Source organism: Nonomuraea polychroma, from assembly GCF_004011505.1.
Lineage (GTDB): Bacteria > Actinomycetota > Actinomycetes > Streptosporangiales > Streptosporangiaceae > Nonomuraea > Nonomuraea polychroma.
Genome location: NZ_SAUN01000001.1, coordinates 8,263,233 through 8,282,498, shown reverse-complemented (window position 1 = coordinate 8,282,498; position 19,266 = coordinate 8,263,233). Strand labels below are relative to the sequence as shown.

The window sequence follows — 19,266 nt, the reverse complement described above, 5'->3', positions numbered from 1 at the left end:
GCGCAAGGTGGTGATGCCGCGGCATAGGGGTTTGGCCGCATGCTGGCATATCTGTTGTCAAAGGTGTATGCATAGAGGGTGCCTTACAAAATACGGGCAGCAAGGCACGCGTTTGGACTCTACGACTGGAATCGATCGGCCTTGCGGGGACGGTAGGTCCCAAAGTCGGGCAGATCCCGATGGTCTGCCGATCCATTTACTGGCTTGGCTCTTGACGGATCAGCTATGCCATCCTTTGCCTGAGGAAGGCCGCCTCGATCAAAGCGGTCCGGGCCCTTAATGGCTTTCCTGAGCTTCCTGCCGGCAAATGGGACACGAGGCTTGACGCTCCAGCCCGGAGGAGGCCGGTATGGCCACGGATGTGAAAATCGTACGACTCTATGTCTCCAGCGTCGCCAACGGCACGGTGGACGACACCCCCAACGAGGTCGGCGGGAACCCGCGTTCACCGTTCCATCTGATGCTGCAGGCCGACGCGAGCGACTCAGCCGGTGACAACAAGGTCAACTACCGGCTCATCATCAGCGCCCGCTCGACCTCGGGCAACACCACCACCTTCGCTACCAGAGTCCTCAACGAGCAGGCCGGCGTCCCCGGCGATGACTGGAGATCGGTGGGCCCGCAGGCGAATAACAACGGCTACGTCAAGCAGTCGACCTACACGATCAACGCCGCCGACTTCCAGGCCAACGGCCTGTACGAGTTCGTCGCCGTACTACGCCTCGGCGACGGCAGCGTATCCACCGCACGCAGCAACGAATTCTTCATCAGCTGACCCAACAGGCGGCGGGCTCTCCGGGGCCCGCCGCTCGCCGCGTAGGTCAGCCCAGCGACCTGCCGCGGCCGTGGCCCTCATCGCGGTCGGCAGGAGCGCGGGCCTGGACGAGAAGCCCGCCGCTCACCTAGGCCGGCACACCTTCGTCGCCCAGCTGGTCCGGCGGTGAAGATCTGATCACCGTGAGTCCGCTTGCAGATCGAAGCCAAGGCGACCGCGGCTCAGAACCCCCCGCTGCCTACATGGTTCGACGCTGGGCAGGTGCTCCTTGCGGATTCTGGCGAAAGGAGCCGGCCGTGTCGGAGAACGTCGCGTTGATCATTCGATTCCGCCTGATGGGCGGTGAAGACGTCTCCGTGATGAGCGGGGACTTCGACGGGGAGCCGGAGGCGGTGGCGGCGATCGCTCGTGCTGTGGACGAGCGGCGCAGCCTGGTGTTGATGCGGGCGAGATACGACCGTGAAGCCGACGTGCACGGCGTGGTCATCAACCTCGCCAATGTGGTGTCGGCCCGTGTGTCGAAGACAGACAGCGCCGAGGCGGGCCAGTACCTGTAGCGGGCGTGCTGCCCCACCATGACCTGACATTGGCCAACCGGACGGTGTCCTCCGCCACCCGCGCAAAAAGGAGGCCGGTGTCGGGTCAAAGCCGGATGCCGGCAGCGAGGGAATCTAGTACGGGGGAACCGATCAGTCATGACGGGACGTGTGCCGGAGAGCCGCAAGGTTGTGGTGGACCGGTCAGAAGGCTTCGGCGAGCGGCTGCTGGGGCAGTTGCTGGACCGGGCTCACGCTATGCCACCACAGCTCATCGCTCCGCTGGTGGCGGAGGAGGTGCGCAGGATCGGTGGCCGGGATGTGTCGATCCTGCTGCAGGACTATGACCAGGTGATGTTGGTGCCGCTGCCGGGCAGGGGGCTCAAGGGCGGCGATCCCCTGCCCATTGACGGGACATGGGCAGGTGAGGCTTTTGTCAGCGAGACGAGGGTGGAACATCCGGTGGCCGACGGCATCCGGATGTTCCTGCCGCTGCTTGACGGCAGTGACGAGGTCGGGGTGATGGCACTGACCCTCAGCAGGGTCGACGACGACGACCGCCGATTGCTGCGACGGCTGGCCGGCCTGGTCGCCGATATGCTCGTCACGAAGAACAGCTATACAGACCAGTTCTTCCGGGCACGGCGCCGCGAGCCGATGAGCGTGTCCGCGGAGATCCAGTGGTCGCTGTTGCCCCCGTTGTCCATGGCCATCCCGCAGGTCGCGGTCGCCGGAATCATGGAGCCCGCCTACGACGTCGCCGGGGACAGCTTGGACTACGCTCTCAACGACGAAATCCTGCACATGGCCGTCATCGACGCGATGGGCCATGGCCTGAACGCCGCCGTGCTGGCGACCGTGGCCATTGGCGCCTACCGGCACGCCAGGCGGGCCAACGTCGGGCTTGCCGAATTGTACGAATTCATGGATACCGCCATCAACGAACAGTTCGGCCCCGACCAGTTCGTCACGGCACAGATGGCGCGTCTGGACATCGGGTCGGGTTCCTTGGAATGGGTCAACGCAGGGCACCCGGCGCCGTTGCTGATCCGCGATAACAGGGTCATCGAGGCGTTGGAGGGTGCGGGCACCCTACCGGTCGGCTTTGGCGGTGCCGCCCCGCAGATCAACACGCGCCAGCTCGTGCGTCACGATCGGGTGCTGTTCTACACCGATGGTCTCGTCGAAGAGCACGAGAGCGGCGGTGAGCAGTTCGGCGAAAAACGTCTGATCAACACCATCGAGCACGTCGGGCCCATGACGAGAACCGTGCAGCAGATGGTACGAAGCCTTTCTCACACACTGATGCGCCAGAGGAAGGGGACGACAACTGATGACGCGAGCATCTTCCTGGTCGAATGGTGCGGCGGGACCGCCGACCACCTCGCCGAGGTCAACATCTGACCGGTTGACGTCCGTCGTGCGCATGCACAGCGGCAACGGCCGCACGAGGAGATGGATCGCCGCGCGATCGCCTGCTTCGACCAGGCTCTCGAGGACGTGGGGCTGACCACGGGGGAGCCGCTCCGGCAGGTGTTGCACGACTCCTTCGCCTGGGCCACCACCCCGGCCATGGCCCGTTGTCCGGAGTCCGCGGACGACGTACCGGAGGGCCTGAGCATCCCCCGGTAGTCATGGGACGGCCTGCGAGGCTGAGTCGCCTGCTTTCTCACACCGGATCGAAGTACATCCGCCGGCTGGGCCGGGAGAACGACCGTCGCGGCGTTTCCGCACGGGCCCGCACTTACGCAAGGGCCGCGACTCACCGCCGTCGCCGGCGCGTCGGCACCTGTGGAGTCTGGTCCTGTTCCGGTGCCTCGGGGCGTTCGACGCGGGTGGGGTTGCCGCGTACGAGTTCGTCATGGATGCGCCGGCGGGCGGCGGTGACGGCGCGCTCCGCCACCTCGTCGCCGTGCTCGATACGCTCTCGCAGCAGCCGCAGGGCGATGCGGCGGTTGAGGCTGAACTGCCGCTCGGTGTCGACCACGATGACGATCCCGGTGGGGCGGTGGGTCGCTCGTACGGCCGTGCTGGCTTTGTTGCGATGCTGGCCGCCGGGGCCGCCGGTGCGGCAGGCGACGATGTCGACGTCTGCTTCCGTGAACGTCGTGCGCGGGGTGTCGACCTGGCACGGTTGGGCGATGACGTACCAGTTCTTGCGGCCGGTGCCGGCACGGTAGGGGCTGGGGGCATGCCAGCACAGGGTTCCGGTCCACGAGGCGGCGAACGCCTCGGCGCCGGCTCCGGTGATGCGAATGAGGACCGACCGGTAGGTGCCCGGCCGGTCGCCGGGAACGGTGTCGGCCCGGTGGGTCTCCAGATCCTGCTGGGTGGCGTCGGCTTCCAGGCGGTGCAGCAGCCGGGCCAGGGCCCAGGCGCACTCCTGCGGGCCGCGCCCGGCGGACAGGAGCAGGTGGACGCTCACGACCGCCCCCGCTTACGGCGGTGCTCCCGGTGGTCTCTCTGGTCAGCGGTCTTGTACGTGACCAGCGGGATCGTGGTGGCCACGGGCGTGGCCAGGTCATGGTGGACGAGGTCGTCGATCACTTGCTCGATGCGTTTGTAGGCCGTGGGCGCCTCCTCGAACAGCAACTGCCGGTCGCCACACACCACCAGCGACCCCATGGGCGTGCGGCGCAGCTCCTCGACCGTGTGCTTGGCCTTTCCCCGGCGCAGGGCGTCCGCACGGGACATCTTGCGGCCCGCGCCGTGGGCCACGGAATGGCCGGCGTCCGGCCCGGCGTGGCCTGCCACGAGGTAGGACGGGGTGCCTCGCGTACCGGCGATGAGCACGTCACGGCCATCACCCGGCGCCGCCCCCTTGCGGTGCAGGTAGATGCCGTCGCGGACCTCGACCAGGTTGTGGCACTGGTCGACGATCGGCTCGGTGGGCTCGGCCCCCAGGGCATGGGCGACCCGGGCGGCCAGCAGCCGCCGGTTGAGCGACCCCCAGCGTACGGCCTGGTCATGCATCGCCAGGTAGGCGCCGGGATCAGGGGCAGGGCCGGCGCCGTGCACCTCGGTGTGCGCCCGCAGGATCCGCTCGCCCAGCCCTCGGGAACCGCTGTGGACGATGAGCACCAGGTCGCCGGCGTCGAGCCCGAGCCGGCTCGCGTGCTCCGGCTCGAAGACGCTCCCGATCCGCGCCAGCTCCACGAAGTGGTTGCCCCGGCCGACCGTCCCGAGACCCTCGACGTGACCTGCGGGGATGTCGCCCTTCACCACGGCCCAGGCGGGATCGTCGGCATCCTGCTCAGGGTCCAGTGCACGATCGAGATCGGGGAAGCGGGCGGCGAGCTTCTCGGGGATGGCGCGCTTGAGCTTGATGGGGAACACGGCGATGCCGCAACCGATGTCGGAGCCCACCAGGAACGGGTAAAGGACGGTCGACGTCATGGCGGCGCCGATGGGGGCGCCCTTGCCGGGGTGCAGGTCGGGCATGGCGGCGACGTGCATCATGCCGTCGAGGGCGGCCACCTGGTGGCACTGCGCGACGGCATCGGACTCGATCCAGCTCGTGGGGGAGGCGAACACGGTGACCGTGGCCGCAGCGGCCGGAGGCGGGGAGTGTTGCTGAGACAAAGACGCTCTCTTCGCTGAACAGGATGTGGGCATGCGGCAGCACGGCGGCGAGTGAGCGCCGTGGCATCTCGAAATGCTCGAAATAGCGGTGCTGTCCGTCAGAGCCTCATGGACACCACATTCCCCGAGCCCACCACGCGAGGCAAACGATTTTCGGCCGGACCCCGATCGAAGAGCCGAACCCCGACCGCGTGAATGGGCCGTCCCGTCACCGTTGATCGTGCGCACGCCGTCGTGTCACAGGGGTTCGAAGCGGACCTCTGTGACACGAGGCTGACATCCCATCAGGCGGCGTCGAGAGCCGCGGTGATCTTGCGGGCCATCTCGGCCATGGTCGGGCTGGGCTCGCTCTTCTGGCCGTGGCCGGCGGCCTCGATGGCGACGAGAACGGTGCGGCGGAAGTTGTCGGCCTCGGCAGCATCCAGCTGCTGGAGCAGGGTCATGGAGGCGGTCAGGGCGGGCAGCACCTGGTCGGCGAGGGCGGCGGTGGTCTTGCTGTCGTACAGGCCCTTGGGCGCCTTGGTGAGCACGTGCCCGACGACGCCGGTGGCGGAGGTCAGGGCGATGGAGGCCTGGGTGGCGGCCTTGTGCGGGGAGCCGGCGGCGCCGGCGGCGGTGATCAGGGAGACGGCGCCCCAGGCGGCGGTGCGGAGGGTGTGCTGGTCCTGCTCGGAGAGGGTGATGGCCATGATGGTGTGCTCCTTTGTGAGAGGTGGGTTCGCTGGTGCCCGGTGGCCCTGGCCTCGTGGCCGTGACCGCCGCGCCGTTCATGGCATTTACGATCGCCGACCCCTCTGATATCGGGCCGTCGCCGTGCTGACGCGGCCGCTGACACGGCACGCATGGCCGGCGCTGGAACCCCACCGTGCCGACGTCAGACCTGGCCGCCTCCGTGGATTTCTGGACCCGCGGGCTCGGCTTCATCGACTTGTTCACGGTCCCCCGGCCACGTCACGCACCTTCGACGGTTGGCGTGGTTGATGCGGTCGATCGCATGATCGAAGCCGCGGGCGCCGTGACCGGTGGGGCGACACACCTCAACGGGTGCAGTACGCCGAACGCGCCCCGGGCATGACCCCCGAGGACTGGCAGCAGATCGCCGACAACATCGCGACGCTCGAGCACGACCTGGCAGCAGCCAAGCGCGCCGGCGTCAGGCCAGGTAGCGCCGAAGCCAACGCTCCGGCGGAACGACACAGGGCCTCCATAGGCTTAGGGCGCACAATCTGTGACGTTGTCCCGCAAACCCAGACGGCCCTCGTAGACGGCCACCTTGTGGGTGATCAGCTTGAGGCACTCGTTGAGTTCATGCATCTGGGCGAGCACCCGTTCCCGATGTTCGCGCAACACCTCCAGCCGTTCCACCTCGTTGCCTTGGCCCGCCCTGACGAGCTCGGTGTAGCGCCGGATGTCGGTCAGGGGCATGCCGGAGGCCCGCAGCCGAATGCAAACGCCCAGCCAGTCGACGTCACCCTCGCTGTAGACCCGGTGCCCTGCGGTTCCCCGCCGTACCGGCTGGGCCAGCAGCCCCTCCCGCTCGTAGAACCGGAGTGTGTGCACGCTGAGCCCGGTGCGCTCGGCGACCTGGCCGATGCTCAAACCCGACATGTGGCCCAGTTTGACCTAGAGTCGGCTCTAGATTCTACGGTTCCGAAGTATGAGATATCGCATCCTCGGCGGCACTGGTATCGAGGTCAGCACCCACTGCCTCGGCACCATGATGTTCGGCTCGGCCGGCAACCCCGACCACGATGACAGCATCCGCATCATCCACACCGCCCTCGACCACGGGATCAACTTCGTCGACACGGCTGACATGTACTCGGCGGGCGAATCCGAGGAGATCGTGGGCAAGGCGCTGCAGGGCCGGCGAGACGAGGTGGTGCTGGCGACGAAGGTGCACTTCCAGATGGGGGAGGGGCCCAACCGCAGCGGCAACTCGCGGCGTTGGATCATGCGCGAGGTCGAGGCGAGTCTCAAGCGGCTGCGCACCGACTGGATCGACCTTTACCAGATCCACCGCCCCGACCACCGGACCGACATCGAGGAGACCCTCTCCGCACTGACCGATCTGGTACGGCAGGGCAAAATCCGGGCCTTCGGCAGCTCGGCCTTCCCGGCGCACGAGACGGTCGAGGCCTACCACGTGGCCCGGCAGCGCGGCTTGTACCGGTTCCGCACCGAGCAGCCGCCGTACAACATCCTGGCCCGCGGCATCGAGGGCGACGTCCTTCCCACGGCGCAGCGGCTCGGCATGGGCGTGCTCACCTACAGCCCGCTGGGCTGGGGGTTCCTGACCGGCCGTTACCGCAGGGGGCAGCAGGTCGACATGTCGCGGGGCCGCGCCGCGCGCGCGCCAGAACGGTTCGACCCGTCTATCCCGGTCAACGCAGCCAAGCTGGAGATCGTCGAGGAGCTGGTGAAGCTGGCGGACGAGCTCGGCTGCACCCTGCCGGCGCTGGCCGTCGCCTTCGCCGCGTCACACCCGGCGGTCACCTCGGTCATCCTCGGCCCGCGCACGATGGAGCAGCTGGACGGCTTGCTGAAGGGCGCCTCGCTGATGCTCGACGACACCGTGCTCGACCGGATCGACGAGCTCGTGCCGCCCGGCACCAACGTCTACCACCCTGTCGGCCTCTGGAGCCCCGCGCCCCTGACCGACCCCGCATTGCGCCGCCGCCCGCTCGGTGACCGTGCCGCGAGCTGACCCAGAAATGAAATATTGGCGGAGGTGACCATCTGCAAACGGGCAGGTGACTTTGTCGGACATCACGATCTTCGGCACTGCGAGTGGCAGAGCACGCGGATCGCTCGGATCGGGAGGCGCGGCCATCCTGCTCCAGGAATACGCAGGGTTCTCCTCCCGACGCTGGCCATATCGACGTGCTGATCGAGTCCATGAGAAGGAATGGGTTCACGCCGGTCGACTGCATCCGTGCGGTCATCGACCTGCTGGGCTGCTCGCTGGCGGAGGCCACGAAGCTGGTCGCCTCCAACCCGGCGTGGAGCGACTTGCACAGACGAGCCGGAGGGCGGAACCGTGTCCTGATGACGCCGGCTTCCCTGGCGGAACTACGGGCTGTCGTGCGCGGCGGCAGGCTTGGGATACGACGCAGATCTGCGATGCCCGGGTCGCCGCCGCCACCGACCTCCGGTCGGGCGCTCAGCTCCGTGGCAACGGGGGAAAGAACCTACAGGCCATCGCCGTGGCTCGATAGACCAGCGGGTGGGGGCGTGGGGCATACGTACGGGATGGTGGTGTACTTGTTCAACGAGGGTCGGAGGTGATCAGCTCGGGACCGGAGTCGGTGATGATGACGTCGTCCTCGTAATTGGCGTCGCCGACCGAAGGCATGGCGATCCTGCGCTCCAGCGCCAGACACATACCGGCCTCGAGTCGCTCGCTCGCGTCAGGTCCGTCCTCGGTCACCCAGGGCGGCTCGAACGACAACCCGAGCCCGTGCCCCCAAGCCCCTCCCATCTCCGATCCGGGAAGCCCGTGATGGGCCACGAACTCCGACCGTTCGAACACCTTCTGGCAGCGCCGCGCCACCTCCCCGATCGGTCGCCCTGGCCGCAGCATCTCGATCCCGGCATGCACGCTGTCGCGCACCGCGTCCAGCAGTCGCCGCTGCTCCGTTGTCGGTTCCGTGCCGACGATCCAGGTACGGGCGAGATCGAACAGGTAACCGTGCACCGACCCGTACAGGTCGATTCTGAGGAGATCGCCTGCGGACAGCCTGCGGTCGGCGGAGTAGGGGGCGGGGCCGGAGGCGGCGAAGGTGTGGGACTCGGCACCCGACGAGATACCCATCCCGTAGTAGGCGCCGCCGGCCCGGACGATCTCGGCGATCGCAGCCGCTGCCACCTCGGCCTCCGTGGTCCCAGGCGTGGCCGCGTCCTGAGCGGCCGCCATCGCCCGCTGGCCGAGTGCTCCCGAGGCGCGCAACAGGCTGAGCTCGGCCGGGCTCTTGATCCTTCGCACCTGCCGGGCCAGATGGTCGGCGTCGACCAGGTCGTGTCCCGGCAGCGTCGAACGCAGCCTGCGCCACCAGGACGCGGCCATCGCCTCGCACCCGATCAGTCCGACCGTGCCCACCGGTATCGAGGCCCTGATCTGTTCGGCGAGCGCGTCCACGAGATCGGGGGCGGTGCGCACCGGGGCGGCTGGGCGCGGCTCCTGGACCGCCCGGACATCGGTCAGCAAGAGCGCGGGGCCGTCCACGGGGAGCACCACGGCCGCGTGCCCCTGCGCCCGCCACCGCCCGGGAGCGTCAGGGACGAACGGCTGGTGCTGGTAGAAGCCCGTGAGGTAATAGACGTCGGCGTAATGGTCCTGCGTCGATCCGCCTCTCGACCAGGCCACGACCCCTTGGAACCCGGCTCGCGCGGCCAGGCGCCGCATCGCGATTTGCCGCTGCTCGTACTCTTCGCCACCGATCCCCAGCACACTGGATCCTTGCCCAGCAGCGCGGCACCGTCACGCGGGCCAGCCGCCTAGTGGCCCTCGCCCTGCGGCAGCAGGAGGGCGACCACCGGGTGGTCCTTGTCGATCCTCCCGACCTTCGAGGCGTCTCCGGGCGAGCCGAGGTCTCGAAGAACTCCACGTTCGGCTTGTAGAAGTCCTTCCACTGCTCGGGAAGATCGTCCTCGTAGGATGTCCAGGACGTCCACGCCAGGCTGCGCGATGACGTAGGTCACCTCGAGCTCCTTCTTCTCCGCACCATGGCATCTCTAGGCACAGATCACGGTTCTGATCAGCGCCCGTGTCCGGCCTCTTGCCCGCGACGGTCCGGGGCCAGGTGTGGGTCAGGGCCGCTGTGCGGGCCGGAGAATCGCCTCCAGGTCTTCGAGGTGGGCCAGGGTATCGGCGAGCTTGTCGCACTCGGCTTCGGAGAGGGGAGCGGTCGTTGTCGGATACCGATGGGAGGAGCGATCGCCTGCGCCCCTCACCGTGCTGTGTCGGAGACCGGCCTACCGTGCCGCCAGTGCGCGAAACTGCTTCTGCGCGTAGAAGACCGATCCGGTCAGCAGGACCATACCCGACAACACGCCGCTCACGAACGGCACCCACTCCACGGCCCGCGTCCACACCATGACGAGGCCGGCGAGGCCCAGCACCGTTAGCCCGATCCCGGGGATCAGGATGCTGACCGCCCGCCAGACTGGCCAGAGCGCGACGAAGTGCACGCCGACGATGAACGCCGTCCAGGCCACGCCCGCCTGCGCCGCCCATCCCAGCAGACGCAGAACCTGGATGCCGCCGAACAGGGCGACCGCTTCAAGCGCGACGATCACCATATATTTGCGGCTGAACATCCCGCCACGAGCCTCTCCGCCGGCCTCGCCGGTGTCCGTCCCGCCCTTGGTCCGCCGCATGGCGATGAACCACATGACGATCACGCCCGCGAGTCCCAGGCCCGCGAGCCAGCGGAGAACCGTACCAGCCACGGGTGCGAGCGGCGCGTTGGCGTTGACGGCCACGAAGACCATTCCGAAGACGGCGCCGATCAGCACTCCGTTCAAACGTTGCATGATCAGAATCGTAGCGGGGGCGCCACCGTGGCCTGTCTCGGGATGACCACCGAGGACTTCTCCCAGGGTGACAATCTTCCGCTTGCCGGCAGCCACTGTCCGACGTCCAGCTGGGCAGGGCGGTGAGTTGACGGGCGCGCTCTGTGCCCGGCATGCGTCATGGTAGAGCTGCCGCTGCAGGGCGACCACGGCTGCACTCGATCAGGAGCGCCGGGCTGAGCGAGGACAACAGCAGAGAATCTGGACGCTGGGCCGCCACCGCCAGCTCGTCGATGAACGCGCCTGATCATCGCTGGCGAAGGCGGTCCGGCGCCAGTTGCCGATCAGGCGGCTTTGTGTGGTGGTAGTGGTGTCGCTATTCAGCCGAACGGAAGCTCAGGTCGATAAGGTCGCTGGGGCGAGGCAGTGTTCCGGTCAGGGATGACGCAGCGGCGACCAGAGCGGGGCGCGGCGCTACGACGCGGCCGGCACGGGCAGCGGTGTGCGAATACTGGCTGAGGACAGCGGCTTGTCGGCCACTGGAGAGTGGCCAGTTGGTGTGGAGCATGAGGGCCTGGCCGAGGTCGTCGAGGCGGAACCTCCAGCTGATCTTCGTGTGGCCGGCGGCTGTGAGGGATCGGCCGCCGATCACCGCACGGAAGGTGGGTGAGACGGCGTGGAGTTCCTTGAACGTGATCGTTCCCTGGTAGTAGGTGGCCTTTTTTCGGGGGCCGTACTTAGAGGGGCGCTTGGCGGTCGCCTTGGCCAGCAGCGTCTTCAGCGTGGCGGGTTCGAACAGATTGATCAGCTGATCCCCGTAGGCGGCCGTCGCGGCGCTTCGCGTGCCCGCCTCTGCCCACGTCTTGCCTTCCGGGATGACCGGCTCGTACAGCTTGCCGGACCGGTAGAGCCGCCCATTGACTGTGATCGAACGGTTGGGCTGCGCCTCTGCGGCGACCTTCTCCGCGTTCCAGTGGCCTTCCGCTATCTGGTCCTGCATGCGGCGGTGAGGGCGCAGGGTGCGGGTCACGTCGGCGGCGCCCACGCCGGCGCCACCGAGGCGAACGGTGCCTCGCTGTTCCACGGCGAAGATCTCCAGATCGTTGGCCAGCAGGCCGCCTAGTTCCACCACCCGTACGGCGTGTTTTTTGGCGATCTGCCCTCTGAGACCCACGAGAGGGTCGACGGCGGCCTGGGCGGGCGCCGACGAGGTGAGCGGTAAGGCGAAGATCGTGCCTGAGGTGGCAAGGGCGGCCCGGAGTCTCATGCGCGCTTTTATCATGATCGGAAAGTATCCTAGGTCCGCGGTACGGCGCGGGGCCGGACCGTGGCGAGCCGCGCCGACGCCGGGCCTGCCGTCAGCCGGCGAGCCACTCCCCGATCCGGTCCCCGTCGTCCTCGCCGCACACGCGCAGCACCCGGAGCAGCAACGCGCGGGAGGCAGTGGGCGGGAGCCCCTGCCTGGCGAACCAGTCGCCGATCGTGTTGTGCGCGCCCCGGCAAGGGCCCGAGCAGCCGAGTCAGAGCCATGTCAGGAACGGCCCGTCACCAGCAGGCGGCACGGCAAAAGGGGGCCGCAGCCGGCAATCGGCCGGTCTTCGATCAAGTGCATGCCCGTCGTCTGGACCAGAAGAGGCCACCCGCTGCGCTCAGAGCGCCGCCACCAGCGTCGCCGGGGTGCGGTGGGTGTACGTCGGCGTAGACGAACAGCCCGTCCGGGTCAGGGCACGGGTGATCTCTGCCAGGCCGGCGGGTACGTGTTTCGTGCTCTACGCCAGCGCCTTGACGGCCGAGCCCGCCGCGGCGTGCTCCCACCTGACGCGCCGGCGCCGGGTCGGCAGCCGGAGCGTCGGGTTGGCGACGCCCCACGCGGCTCCCTTACAGATCAGTTCCTTGTAGACAGCGGCGAGCCGTCCGGTCAGGACCGCCTGCACGGCGCGGTCGTCGGCGGTGACGTACTGGATCAAGCCCTCCTTTCGTCCCAGTGAGATGCACTGGTTGAAGTAGCGGATCGGCGCGTTCGGGAGCTTCCCGCCGGACAGGCGCGCCGCGATCGCGTCGGCGGCCTGCCACGCGGTCGGCATTCCCGAGGCGCACGACATCCGCAGCGGCTTGTCCCCGGGGCCCATCACCATGGCCGCGTCGCCGACGGCGTACACGTCCGGGTGCGAGACCGAGCGCATGGTCCCGTCGACCACGATCTGGCCGGTGTCGGTGACCTGTAGGGCTGTCGCCTTCGCAATCGGGTGGACCGCGAAGCCGGTGGTCCACACGGTGACCGCGGCTGGGATGGCCTTGCCGTCGGCGGTGGCGACGCGGTCGGCTTCGACGCCGGTGACGACGGCGTGCTCGTGCACGGTGATCCCGAGCTTGCCGAAGACCTTCCGCAGGCGCTCGCGGCCCTGGGGCGAGAGCCAGTCGCCGAGGCCGCCGCGGGCAGCGAGGGCGACGTCGAGGTCTGGGCGGGCTTCGGCGATCTCGGTCGCGGCCTCCAGGCCGGTGAGGCCGCCGCCGACGACGACCACGGTCTGCCCGGCGTCGAGGCGGGCCAGGCGCTCGCGCAGCCGGAGTGCTCCGGGGCGGCTGGCGATCTCATAGGCGTGCTCGTCGGTCCCGGGGACGCCTTGGGCGTTCCAGCCGCTGCCGAGGGCGTAGACGAGCGTGTCGTAGGCGAGTTCTTCGGCGCCGGACCCGGGCGCGATCAAGCCGGCGCCGGACCCGGGCGCGATCAAGCCGGCGCCGGACCCGGGCGCGATCAAGCCGGCGCCGTTCGCGTCGATGACGGCGACGGTCTTACGGTCGGCGTCGACGCCGGTGACCTTGGCGTGCCTCAGTACGACGCCGGTGCCTGCGAACATCTCGCTCAATGGCCGGGGCTTGAGGTCCTGGCCGGCCGCCAACTGGTGCATGCGGACGCGCTCGACGAAGTCGGGCTCGGCGTTGACGAGGGTGATGGTGACATCCTCGCGGTGGAGCCGCTTGGCGAGGCGGCCGGCGGCGAAGGCTCCGGTGTATCCGGCTCCGAGGACGACGATGCGGTGCCGCATTTCCTTGCTCCTGTCTTTCGCGGGTTCGCCACTTGAACCGGACGGCCCGTCGTTTCCTGACAGGAACGCGATGTGAAGCACCTCACACAGCGATCAGAAGGCGTGGAACAGGGGCTCCCCGTGGTCGGCGGCCGCCCAGCGCACGGTCGCGCGTTCGAGCTTGTCGGGGTTGACCTGGCTGCGGAACGCGGCGATGCCCTCGGCGGTGACCTCCAGGCACATGACGCCGACGACCCGGCCGTCCACGACGGCCACGACAGCGGGGTCGCCGTTGGCGGTCCAGGCGTATATCGCGGGCGTGCCGCCGGCAATGGCGCGCTTGGCCTCGCCGGGTTTGAACAGGCCCCAAAGGAACCTCGCGACCGCGACAGCGCCCTCGAACGCCTTGGCGCGGGCCGGGACCTTCCCGCCGCCGTCGCCGATCGAGATGGCGTCCTCGGTGAGCAGGCGCACGAGCGGCTCGGTCTGGCCGCTGGTGGCGGCCGCCAGGAACTCCTTGACGATCCGTCGGGCGGCGGCCTCGTCGATTTCGGTGCGGGCCTTGCCGTCCGCGACGTGCTTCTTGGCGCGGTGGAAAATCTGCTGGCTGGCGGCCTCGGTGATGTCGAGGATCTCGGCGATCTCCCGATGCGGGTAGTCGAAGGCCTCCCGCAGCACGTAAACCGCCCGCTCGCTGGGGGAGAGGCGCTCCATGAGGGTAAGGACCGCGTACGAGACCGATTCGCGCTGCTCGGCGGTGTCGGCCGGGCCGAGCATCGGGTCGCCGGCGAGCAGCGGCTCGGGAAGCCATTGGCCGACATAGGTCTCGCGGCGCGCCCGCGCGGAGGTGAGCTCGTTGAGGCACAGGTTGGTGAGGACTTTCGTCAGCCAGGCCTCAGGGACCTCGATGCGGTCGACGTCGGCGGCCTGCCAGCGCAGGAACGTCTCCTGCACGGCGTCCTCGGCCTCCCCGGCGGAGCCGAGCAGGCGATAGGCAATGGCCTCCAGGCGTGGCCTGGAGGCCTCGAACCGGTCGACGTCGTCCGCGGTCAACGGCATGGCCCGATCCTAGCCAGTGCGGCGCATTGGGAAATGATCTGGTCACCCGGATATCTTCCGCCGGCCGACGAAGACGCCATCGGCCCTGTGCCACCGCTCTTACCCGCAGCCCTCGGTTCCGGATCCGAGTTTCTCGAGCCCGTATTCCGACCACAGTCTCAGCTCCCGGATCAGGCACCTCTGGTCGATCACCTGGCTCACCCCCGGCATCCGCGCCAGCCGGCGGCGCGGGGATTCCAAGCCGGCCTTGGGCCGCATCGACAGCCGGTACGACTCGGGCATGTCCCGACACCTTGGTGGCCGAGATGAGCGCTTCGTTGTCCGCGAACGCCTCGACGAAGTTCCGGTACGCCGTCGCCTGGTCTTCGTACTCGTACGATTCGAGCCCGGGGATCCGCTCGATGAGCGCGCGGCGAAGTACGAGGACTATCCGCAGCGCGCCCAGACCAACGTCGATGCCATCGGCGAAGCCGTGGACCGGACAATGACCCGGCAACGAGATCGGACCCGAGGATTAGGGCGAATGGACCATCTGCACGCGCGCCTGCTGGCTAGGGGGTGAGTGCGGCGCGCAGCCGCTCCGCGTAGGCGCGGCGGCGGTCGGCGGGGAGCCAGTCGGGCTGCGGGGGCGTGCCGTAGAGGTCGTCGCCGGGATAGCGGGGGAAGAGGTGCTGGTGGAAGTGCCAGACATCTTGGTTGCCGGCGGGCTCGTTGTGCTGGCGGGTGGAGACGCCCGCGCAGTCGTAGGCGGTGCGCATGGCGCGGGCGAGTAGTCGGGTGGCGTCGAAGATCGCGTGGCCGTCGGCGGCGGGGAGGTCGTAGAGGTTCTCGTGATGGGCGACGGGGATGATCAGCAGATGTCCCGCGTTCCGCGGCCACCAGCGGGGGCAGATCATCGCGAAGACGCGCTCGTCGCGGTAGACCACGTCGGGTTCCCGATCCGGGGTGAGGTGGCAGAACGGGCAGTGGTAGTCGGCGGGTTCGTGGTTGTGCACGGGGCGCCTCCCTGGCTGGTCGTCGGCGTCCGTGGAGTCTAGTTTCGGCGAGGCTCGCTGCGTTTTGCGCCCCGAAGGGGTGTGGGGAACTTCGCGGGTGACCGGCCACGAACCCCGCAGCCGACGACCCCGCGGCACCTCCGCGAACCTTGGTCGGACGTCGCGCCAAGCGCTCAGGAACCGGTCGACGGCCACTCGACGAGGTCATCGAGGATCGGTGGTTGGTAGCTGGGGCCTTTGAGTACCTTGCCGTCGGTTCGGCGGAGGACTCCGCCGTCCGCGTCAAGCTTGCTCATGTTGGACCGATGGACCTCGACGAAGACGGCCGGCAGGTCGATCCCCAGCGCATCTGCGGCGCCGTAGGTGACGTAGAGGACGTCGGCCAGTTCCTTGGCTACCGCCTTGTATGCGGTGAGCGGGTCGTCGCCGGTTTGCAGGGCCTTCGCGAGGTTGGTGAGGGCCTCGGCAGCTTCGCGCGCTTCTTCGACCAGCAATGTCCGGCGGTGTTCCGCCAATTCGGGGCGTTCGGCCTTGGCCTCACCGTCGAACACCTCGCGGAACTCAGCGACTCGTCGCATCGGCTCATGGTCCATGCCCGGACCCTAAGCGCTTCGCGCGACGTCCGATCAAGGTTCGCGGAGGTCCTGGTTGGCCGTGCTGCATGACGACGGTCAACGGGGAGTGCGAGCCAGGGGAAAGGCCGAGGACTTCGCCGCTGCCCTGCTGCTGCTCAAACACCCGCACGGCAACCGGCCCACGCCATCGCGCGGCGACCGAGGCGTCGACGTACGCGTCTGGAATCCCGACGGATCGCCTCAAAGTTGATGATTGCTGCATTTGGTGCAGCCTGGTGTCTGGAAGACGCAGACCATATTCGGTCAATCGGCCAGCCAATCCGCTGGCAGGCGAGGAACACCGGATAGGCCCGCGGCCCGCATACTGGGCTACTTCAGAGCGACCGGCATGCTCGACGCTCCTGTCTGGCAACCCCAGGTCTCGGAAGGCCGGCAGCACGATCGCCGCCGGCCTTCCGAGTTCACCGGATCAAGCGCCGTCACGGAGGTCGCCCTGAATCAGAACGAGGTCAGGGTGACGTACGCCTCGATGGGGTTTCCGTCGTGAACGAGCGACTCGAAGCCGCCGACGTCGTCGAAGGCGAACGCGTATGCCTTGCCGTCCACCATGTGGTTGTGGATCTTCCGCGCGTAGTGGTTGGTCACCACGTCCTGGTAGAACTGGCTCGCATCGGTGCTCGGCTGGGTGGAGATACGGTCCAGGGTCGTCCGGTTGAGGGCTGCGCACAGGGTGCGGGCGATCGGGCCGACGACCTCGTCGTTGGGGGCGTGGAGATTGCCGTCGCAGCCGAAGACGTTGGAAGTGCTCGGCTTCTGGAACGTGGCCACCGTCTGGCCGGCGCCGTTGGTGAACACCATGGCGTTGCCCTGGGTGCGGCCGTAGAAGCGCGTGCTGGGCTGGTTGCTGAACGGGATCACCGTCAGGGTCCTGGTGCGGTAGGCATCCCACGCCTTGGTGATGTAGCTGTCCATGATGGTAGGGCTGAGGACTCCGGCATCGATTCCTTTGCCCGGCGCGAGCGCCCTGATACGCAACCCGTCGGAACGGGTGTGGATGAGGCTGGCCCACCCGCCGGGCTGGTTCTTGATGGCGTCGAGGAGCCGGTTACGTCCATTGCTGACCAGATGGCCGGTGTTCTTCACGGTGCCGTTGGCGCTCTTGACCCCGACCGCGTGCGGCACGCTGAACATGTCCACCTGCGAGCTGTTGAGCCACAGGCCGCCGTCGTTGAGCGTGTACTCGCTCCAGTCGAACAGAATGTTGCGGTTCGGGTCGGACGGATTCCACGGTGCCGGCTGCACCAGCCCCGTCGGAGTCAGGAAGAACCTGATCTTTTCGCCGAACGAGAAGTAGATCCGGCCGGAGAGCTTCGGGATCTGGATGGTCTTGGTCTGCCCGTTGCCCGGTCCCGGAATGGACACGTCAGGAGCGGGGCTCGGCGGGATGCTGCCGCCGCTCCATTCCCGGAACTGGCCGTTGGCGTCCGCGTAGCCGAGCCGGCGGGTGGTGAGGCTCTCCCCGAGCACGTAGATCCATACCGCTTCGCCGCGGCCCGAGGTGTTCTTGATGGTCAACGGGATGGTCTGCGGCACCGCCGCGAGGGCGTCATGCGGGGCGAGGAGCAGTGAGCAGAGGAGCATGAGCGCCACGGCGAGAGCGCGACTCTTCAGGCTGGAGAACATTTCACTCCCGGGGGGTGGAAGAGTGAGAGAGCGCTCTCTCATTGAAACGTCCTGACAGATGAAGTCAAGGCCCAATGCGCGGCCAGACACTTTTCTCGGCGGAAGAGCGCTCTCTAGCCGGAGGCGGTCCTCGGCTGGTCCGGCTCATTGGCAGTGAGAGTCGGCCTTAAGACGCTGAAGGGCTTTGGGTCGCGCACTTCAGCTGGGACACCGCCTGTGCGGCGAACGTCCCGTTCCTGGAAGGAAGGAAGGGGTCGCCGAGGGCGACGTGCTCGCTACATCACCGTCGGCAACGGGACGGTGTAGAGGCTTCTCTTCTCGCCCAGCCATTCGCTGTCGATGAATCGGCCGCTCATGCGCCCGGTGAGGAAAAGATAGATCTCCAGGCAGGTCCGTCCGTGGTACTCCGGTTCGGTGATCCAGGATCCGGAGTGCACGGCCTCCGGCATCGCTGGCCGGCCGACTTCCCGGAGGTAGGGCTCGACCATGGAGCCGGGGTCGGCGATGACCTCTCCGTACCAGCGTTGGGTCGCCCAGGCGGTAGTGACGCCGTCGCCGTAGAGGAGGTCGTGGACCTGGGCGTCCATGGTGTGGATCTGGAGGAAACGCAGGCCCGCTTCCACCAGGCCCGTGGTCACCGGCGGTGGGCCGCTGATGGTGAGGGCGTGGGTCCAGCCGTCGGAGTGAGGGCCGGCCCAGATGCGTTCGGTGAAGGCCATCGGCCGGTAGTGGGCCATGGCGGTGGCGAGGTCGCAGTCCTGGCGGGAGGTGAGATCCGCGCCGAGCAGGGCGGCCACGGCCTCGGTGTCGCCCGACTCTACCCAGGTGCCGGTGAATCCGCGGCCCAGTCCCGCGCAGAGCAGGAACTCCCACTGGTCATTCACGGGGCCATGCCCCGTCCGGGATGCGGCAGAGCAACCCTGGCGTGGTGAACCAGGTGTCGTCGATGAACCTGCCGGTCGTGTATGCCAGCGCGGCGAGGTAGAAGTTCATCTCCCGGGCGATGCCAGAGGAACCGACGAGACCTGCTCCCTCCTGCCTGGGGCGGTCCCAGTGTTCTGCGGGGATGTCCTGCCACTCGCCCCCGTTGACGTAGACCGGTTCGCTGACTTCGCCGAGGTCCTCGTCGTAGGACAGGTAGTAGGCCCGGCCGCCGGGTTGCGGGAGCGAGTCGAGGGCCCACCACAGGGACGATCCGGACAAGGTGAAGATCCTGACCCAGCCGGGGCTCTGGTCGGCCACCCACATGACGTCCTGTTGTGAGTGGGGGTGATGCCATCGCCGCGCCTGGTTCAGGTTGCAGGGGAGTGTCTCCTCCTCCGCTCGCAGCGCGGTGACCACCGCGCGGTGGTCGAGCGCCTCGACCCACGAGCACACGAACGTGCTCGCCAGACCTCGCTCCTCGAAATACGACCACTGGTCGAATTTGTCACGCTCCGTCATCACGCTCCCATTCGATGTACTAGAAGGCCGAGGCGGCCGCCGACCGGGGCCGACGGCCCCCAACTATGCCCTGACCGA

Annotated in this window: 20 protein-coding genes and 2 pseudogenes; 6 read left to right on the top strand and 16 right to left on the bottom strand. The window is 68.1% G+C overall.

Annotated features, from left to right (window positions below):
* The first annotated feature begins 361 nt into the window (after positions 1–361).
* The 4 genes from EDD27_RS37855 to EDD27_RS37840 all read left to right on the top strand — a co-directional run bounded on the left by EDD27_RS37855 (position 362) and on the right by EDD27_RS37840 (position 2,943).
* Positions 362–775, top strand: coding sequence for a hypothetical protein (locus tag EDD27_RS37855; RefSeq protein WP_127936660.1), 414 nt, complete (start codon positions 362–364; stop codon positions 773–775).
* Positions 776–1,071: 296 nt separating this feature from the next.
* Positions 1,072–1,332 (top strand): hypothetical protein, encoded by a 261-nt coding sequence (locus EDD27_RS37850; protein WP_127936659.1) that lies wholly within the window; start codon positions 1,072–1,074, stop codon positions 1,330–1,332.
* 138 nt (positions 1,333–1,470) lie between these two features.
* On the top strand, positions 1,471–2,715 hold the full coding sequence (locus tag EDD27_RS37845) for a PP2C family protein-serine/threonine phosphatase (RefSeq protein ID WP_127936658.1): 1,245 nt from the start codon (positions 1,471–1,473) through the stop codon (positions 2,713–2,715).
* Positions 2,716–2,766: 51 nt separating this feature from the next.
* Positions 2,767–2,943 (top strand): globin family protein, encoded by a 177-nt coding sequence (locus EDD27_RS37840; RefSeq protein WP_206641824.1) that lies wholly within the window; start codon positions 2,767–2,769, stop codon positions 2,941–2,943.
* A gap of 130 nt (positions 2,944–3,073) precedes the next feature.
* Here the strand turns inward: EDD27_RS37840 and prfH are convergent, their stop codons facing one another.
* From prfH to EDD27_RS55945, 3 genes are all read right to left on the bottom strand, one after another.
* Positions 3,074–3,736, bottom strand: coding sequence for a peptide chain release factor H (gene prfH / locus EDD27_RS37835; protein ID WP_127936657.1), 663 nt, complete (start codon positions 3,734–3,736; stop codon positions 3,074–3,076).
* On the bottom strand, positions 3,733–4,893 hold the full coding sequence (locus EDD27_RS37830; protein WP_127936656.1) for an RNA ligase RtcB family protein: 1,161 nt from the start codon (positions 4,891–4,893) through the stop codon (positions 3,733–3,735). Before EDD27_RS37830 ends, prfH begins: the two co-directional genes overlap by 4 nt.
* A 284-nt stretch (positions 4,894–5,177) precedes the next feature.
* A complete protein-coding gene (locus EDD27_RS55945) occupies positions 5,178–5,582 on the bottom strand; it encodes a hypothetical protein (protein ID WP_127936655.1) in 405 nt (134 codons plus the stop codon).
* A gap of 337 nt (positions 5,583–5,919) precedes the next feature.
* Here EDD27_RS55945 and EDD27_RS58965 point away from each other — a divergent pair.
* Positions 5,920–6,093, top strand: a pseudogene (locus EDD27_RS58965) (TipAS antibiotic-recognition domain-containing protein); the annotation flags it as partial.
* A gap of 12 nt (positions 6,094–6,105) precedes the next feature.
* Here EDD27_RS58965 and EDD27_RS37810 read toward each other — a convergent pair.
* Positions 6,106–6,501: a MerR family transcriptional regulator gene (locus tag EDD27_RS37810; RefSeq protein WP_127936654.1), complete on the bottom strand. Its 396-nt coding sequence runs from the start codon at positions 6,499–6,501 to the stop codon at positions 6,106–6,108.
* 49 nt (positions 6,502–6,550) lie between these two features.
* On the opposite strand from EDD27_RS37810, the gene EDD27_RS37805 reads away from it, so the two are divergent.
* Complete coding sequence (locus EDD27_RS37805; RefSeq protein WP_127936653.1) at positions 6,551–7,600, top strand: aldo/keto reductase; 1,050 nt, start codon at positions 6,551–6,553, stop codon at positions 7,598–7,600.
* 561 nt (positions 7,601–8,161) lie between these two features.
* On the opposite strand, the gene EDD27_RS37800 is transcribed toward EDD27_RS37805, so the two are convergent.
* The 12 genes and pseudogenes from EDD27_RS37800 to EDD27_RS37745 all read right to left on the bottom strand — a co-directional run bounded on the left by EDD27_RS37800 (position 8,162) and on the right by EDD27_RS37745 (position 19,188).
* Positions 8,162–9,343: a M24 family metallopeptidase gene (locus EDD27_RS37800; protein ID WP_127936652.1), complete on the bottom strand. Its 1,182-nt coding sequence runs from the start codon at positions 9,341–9,343 to the stop codon at positions 8,162–8,164.
* Positions 9,344–9,390: 47 nt separating this feature from the next.
* Positions 9,391–9,548: pseudogene (locus tag EDD27_RS37795) on the bottom strand (ferredoxin); the annotation flags it as partial.
* Positions 9,549–9,867: 319 nt separating this feature from the next.
* Positions 9,868–10,428, bottom strand: a complete 561-nt coding sequence (locus EDD27_RS37790) for a hypothetical protein (RefSeq protein ID WP_206641823.1) — start codon at positions 10,426–10,428, stop codon at positions 9,868–9,870.
* Between the two features lie 355 nt (positions 10,429–10,783).
* Positions 10,784–11,674 carry a hypothetical protein gene (locus EDD27_RS37785; protein ID WP_127936651.1) on the bottom strand — a complete coding sequence of 297 codons (891 nt, stop codon included), beginning with the start codon at positions 11,672–11,674 and terminating at the stop codon, positions 10,784–10,786.
* A gap of 502 nt (positions 11,675–12,176) precedes the next feature.
* Positions 12,177–13,454: an NAD(P)/FAD-dependent oxidoreductase gene (locus EDD27_RS37780; protein ID WP_127936650.1), complete on the bottom strand. Its 1,278-nt coding sequence runs from the start codon at positions 13,452–13,454 to the stop codon at positions 12,177–12,179.
* Between the two features lie 93 nt (positions 13,455–13,547).
* Positions 13,548–14,492: an RNA polymerase sigma-70 factor gene (locus tag EDD27_RS37775; protein ID WP_127936649.1), complete on the bottom strand. Its 945-nt coding sequence runs from the start codon at positions 14,490–14,492 to the stop codon at positions 13,548–13,550.
* A 99-nt stretch (positions 14,493–14,591) separates the two neighbouring features.
* Positions 14,592–14,774 carry a hypothetical protein gene (locus tag EDD27_RS37770; RefSeq protein WP_127936648.1) on the bottom strand — a complete coding sequence of 61 codons (183 nt, stop codon included), beginning with the start codon at positions 14,772–14,774 and terminating at the stop codon, positions 14,592–14,594.
* Between the two features lie 269 nt (positions 14,775–15,043).
* Complete coding sequence (locus EDD27_RS37765; RefSeq protein ID WP_127936647.1) at positions 15,044–15,487, bottom strand: HIT family protein; 444 nt, start codon at positions 15,485–15,487, stop codon at positions 15,044–15,046.
* A 173-nt stretch (positions 15,488–15,660) separates the two neighbouring features.
* A complete protein-coding gene (locus tag EDD27_RS37760; RefSeq protein ID WP_127936646.1) occupies positions 15,661–16,080 on the bottom strand; it encodes a pyrophosphohydrolase domain-containing protein in 420 nt (139 codons plus the stop codon).
* Positions 16,081–16,560: 480 nt separating this feature from the next.
* Positions 16,561–17,745, bottom strand: a complete 1,185-nt coding sequence (locus tag EDD27_RS37755) for a glycoside hydrolase family 64 protein (RefSeq protein WP_127936645.1) — start codon at positions 17,743–17,745, stop codon at positions 16,561–16,563.
* A gap of 275 nt (positions 17,746–18,020) precedes the next feature.
* Positions 18,021–18,629, bottom strand: coding sequence for a hypothetical protein (locus tag EDD27_RS37750; RefSeq protein ID WP_127936644.1), 609 nt, complete (start codon positions 18,627–18,629; stop codon positions 18,021–18,023).
* Positions 18,622–19,188, bottom strand: a complete 567-nt coding sequence (locus EDD27_RS37745) for a hypothetical protein (protein ID WP_127936643.1) — start codon at positions 19,186–19,188, stop codon at positions 18,622–18,624. Before EDD27_RS37745 ends, EDD27_RS37750 begins: the two co-directional genes overlap by 8 nt.
* Positions 19,189–19,266: the final 78 nt, after the last annotated feature.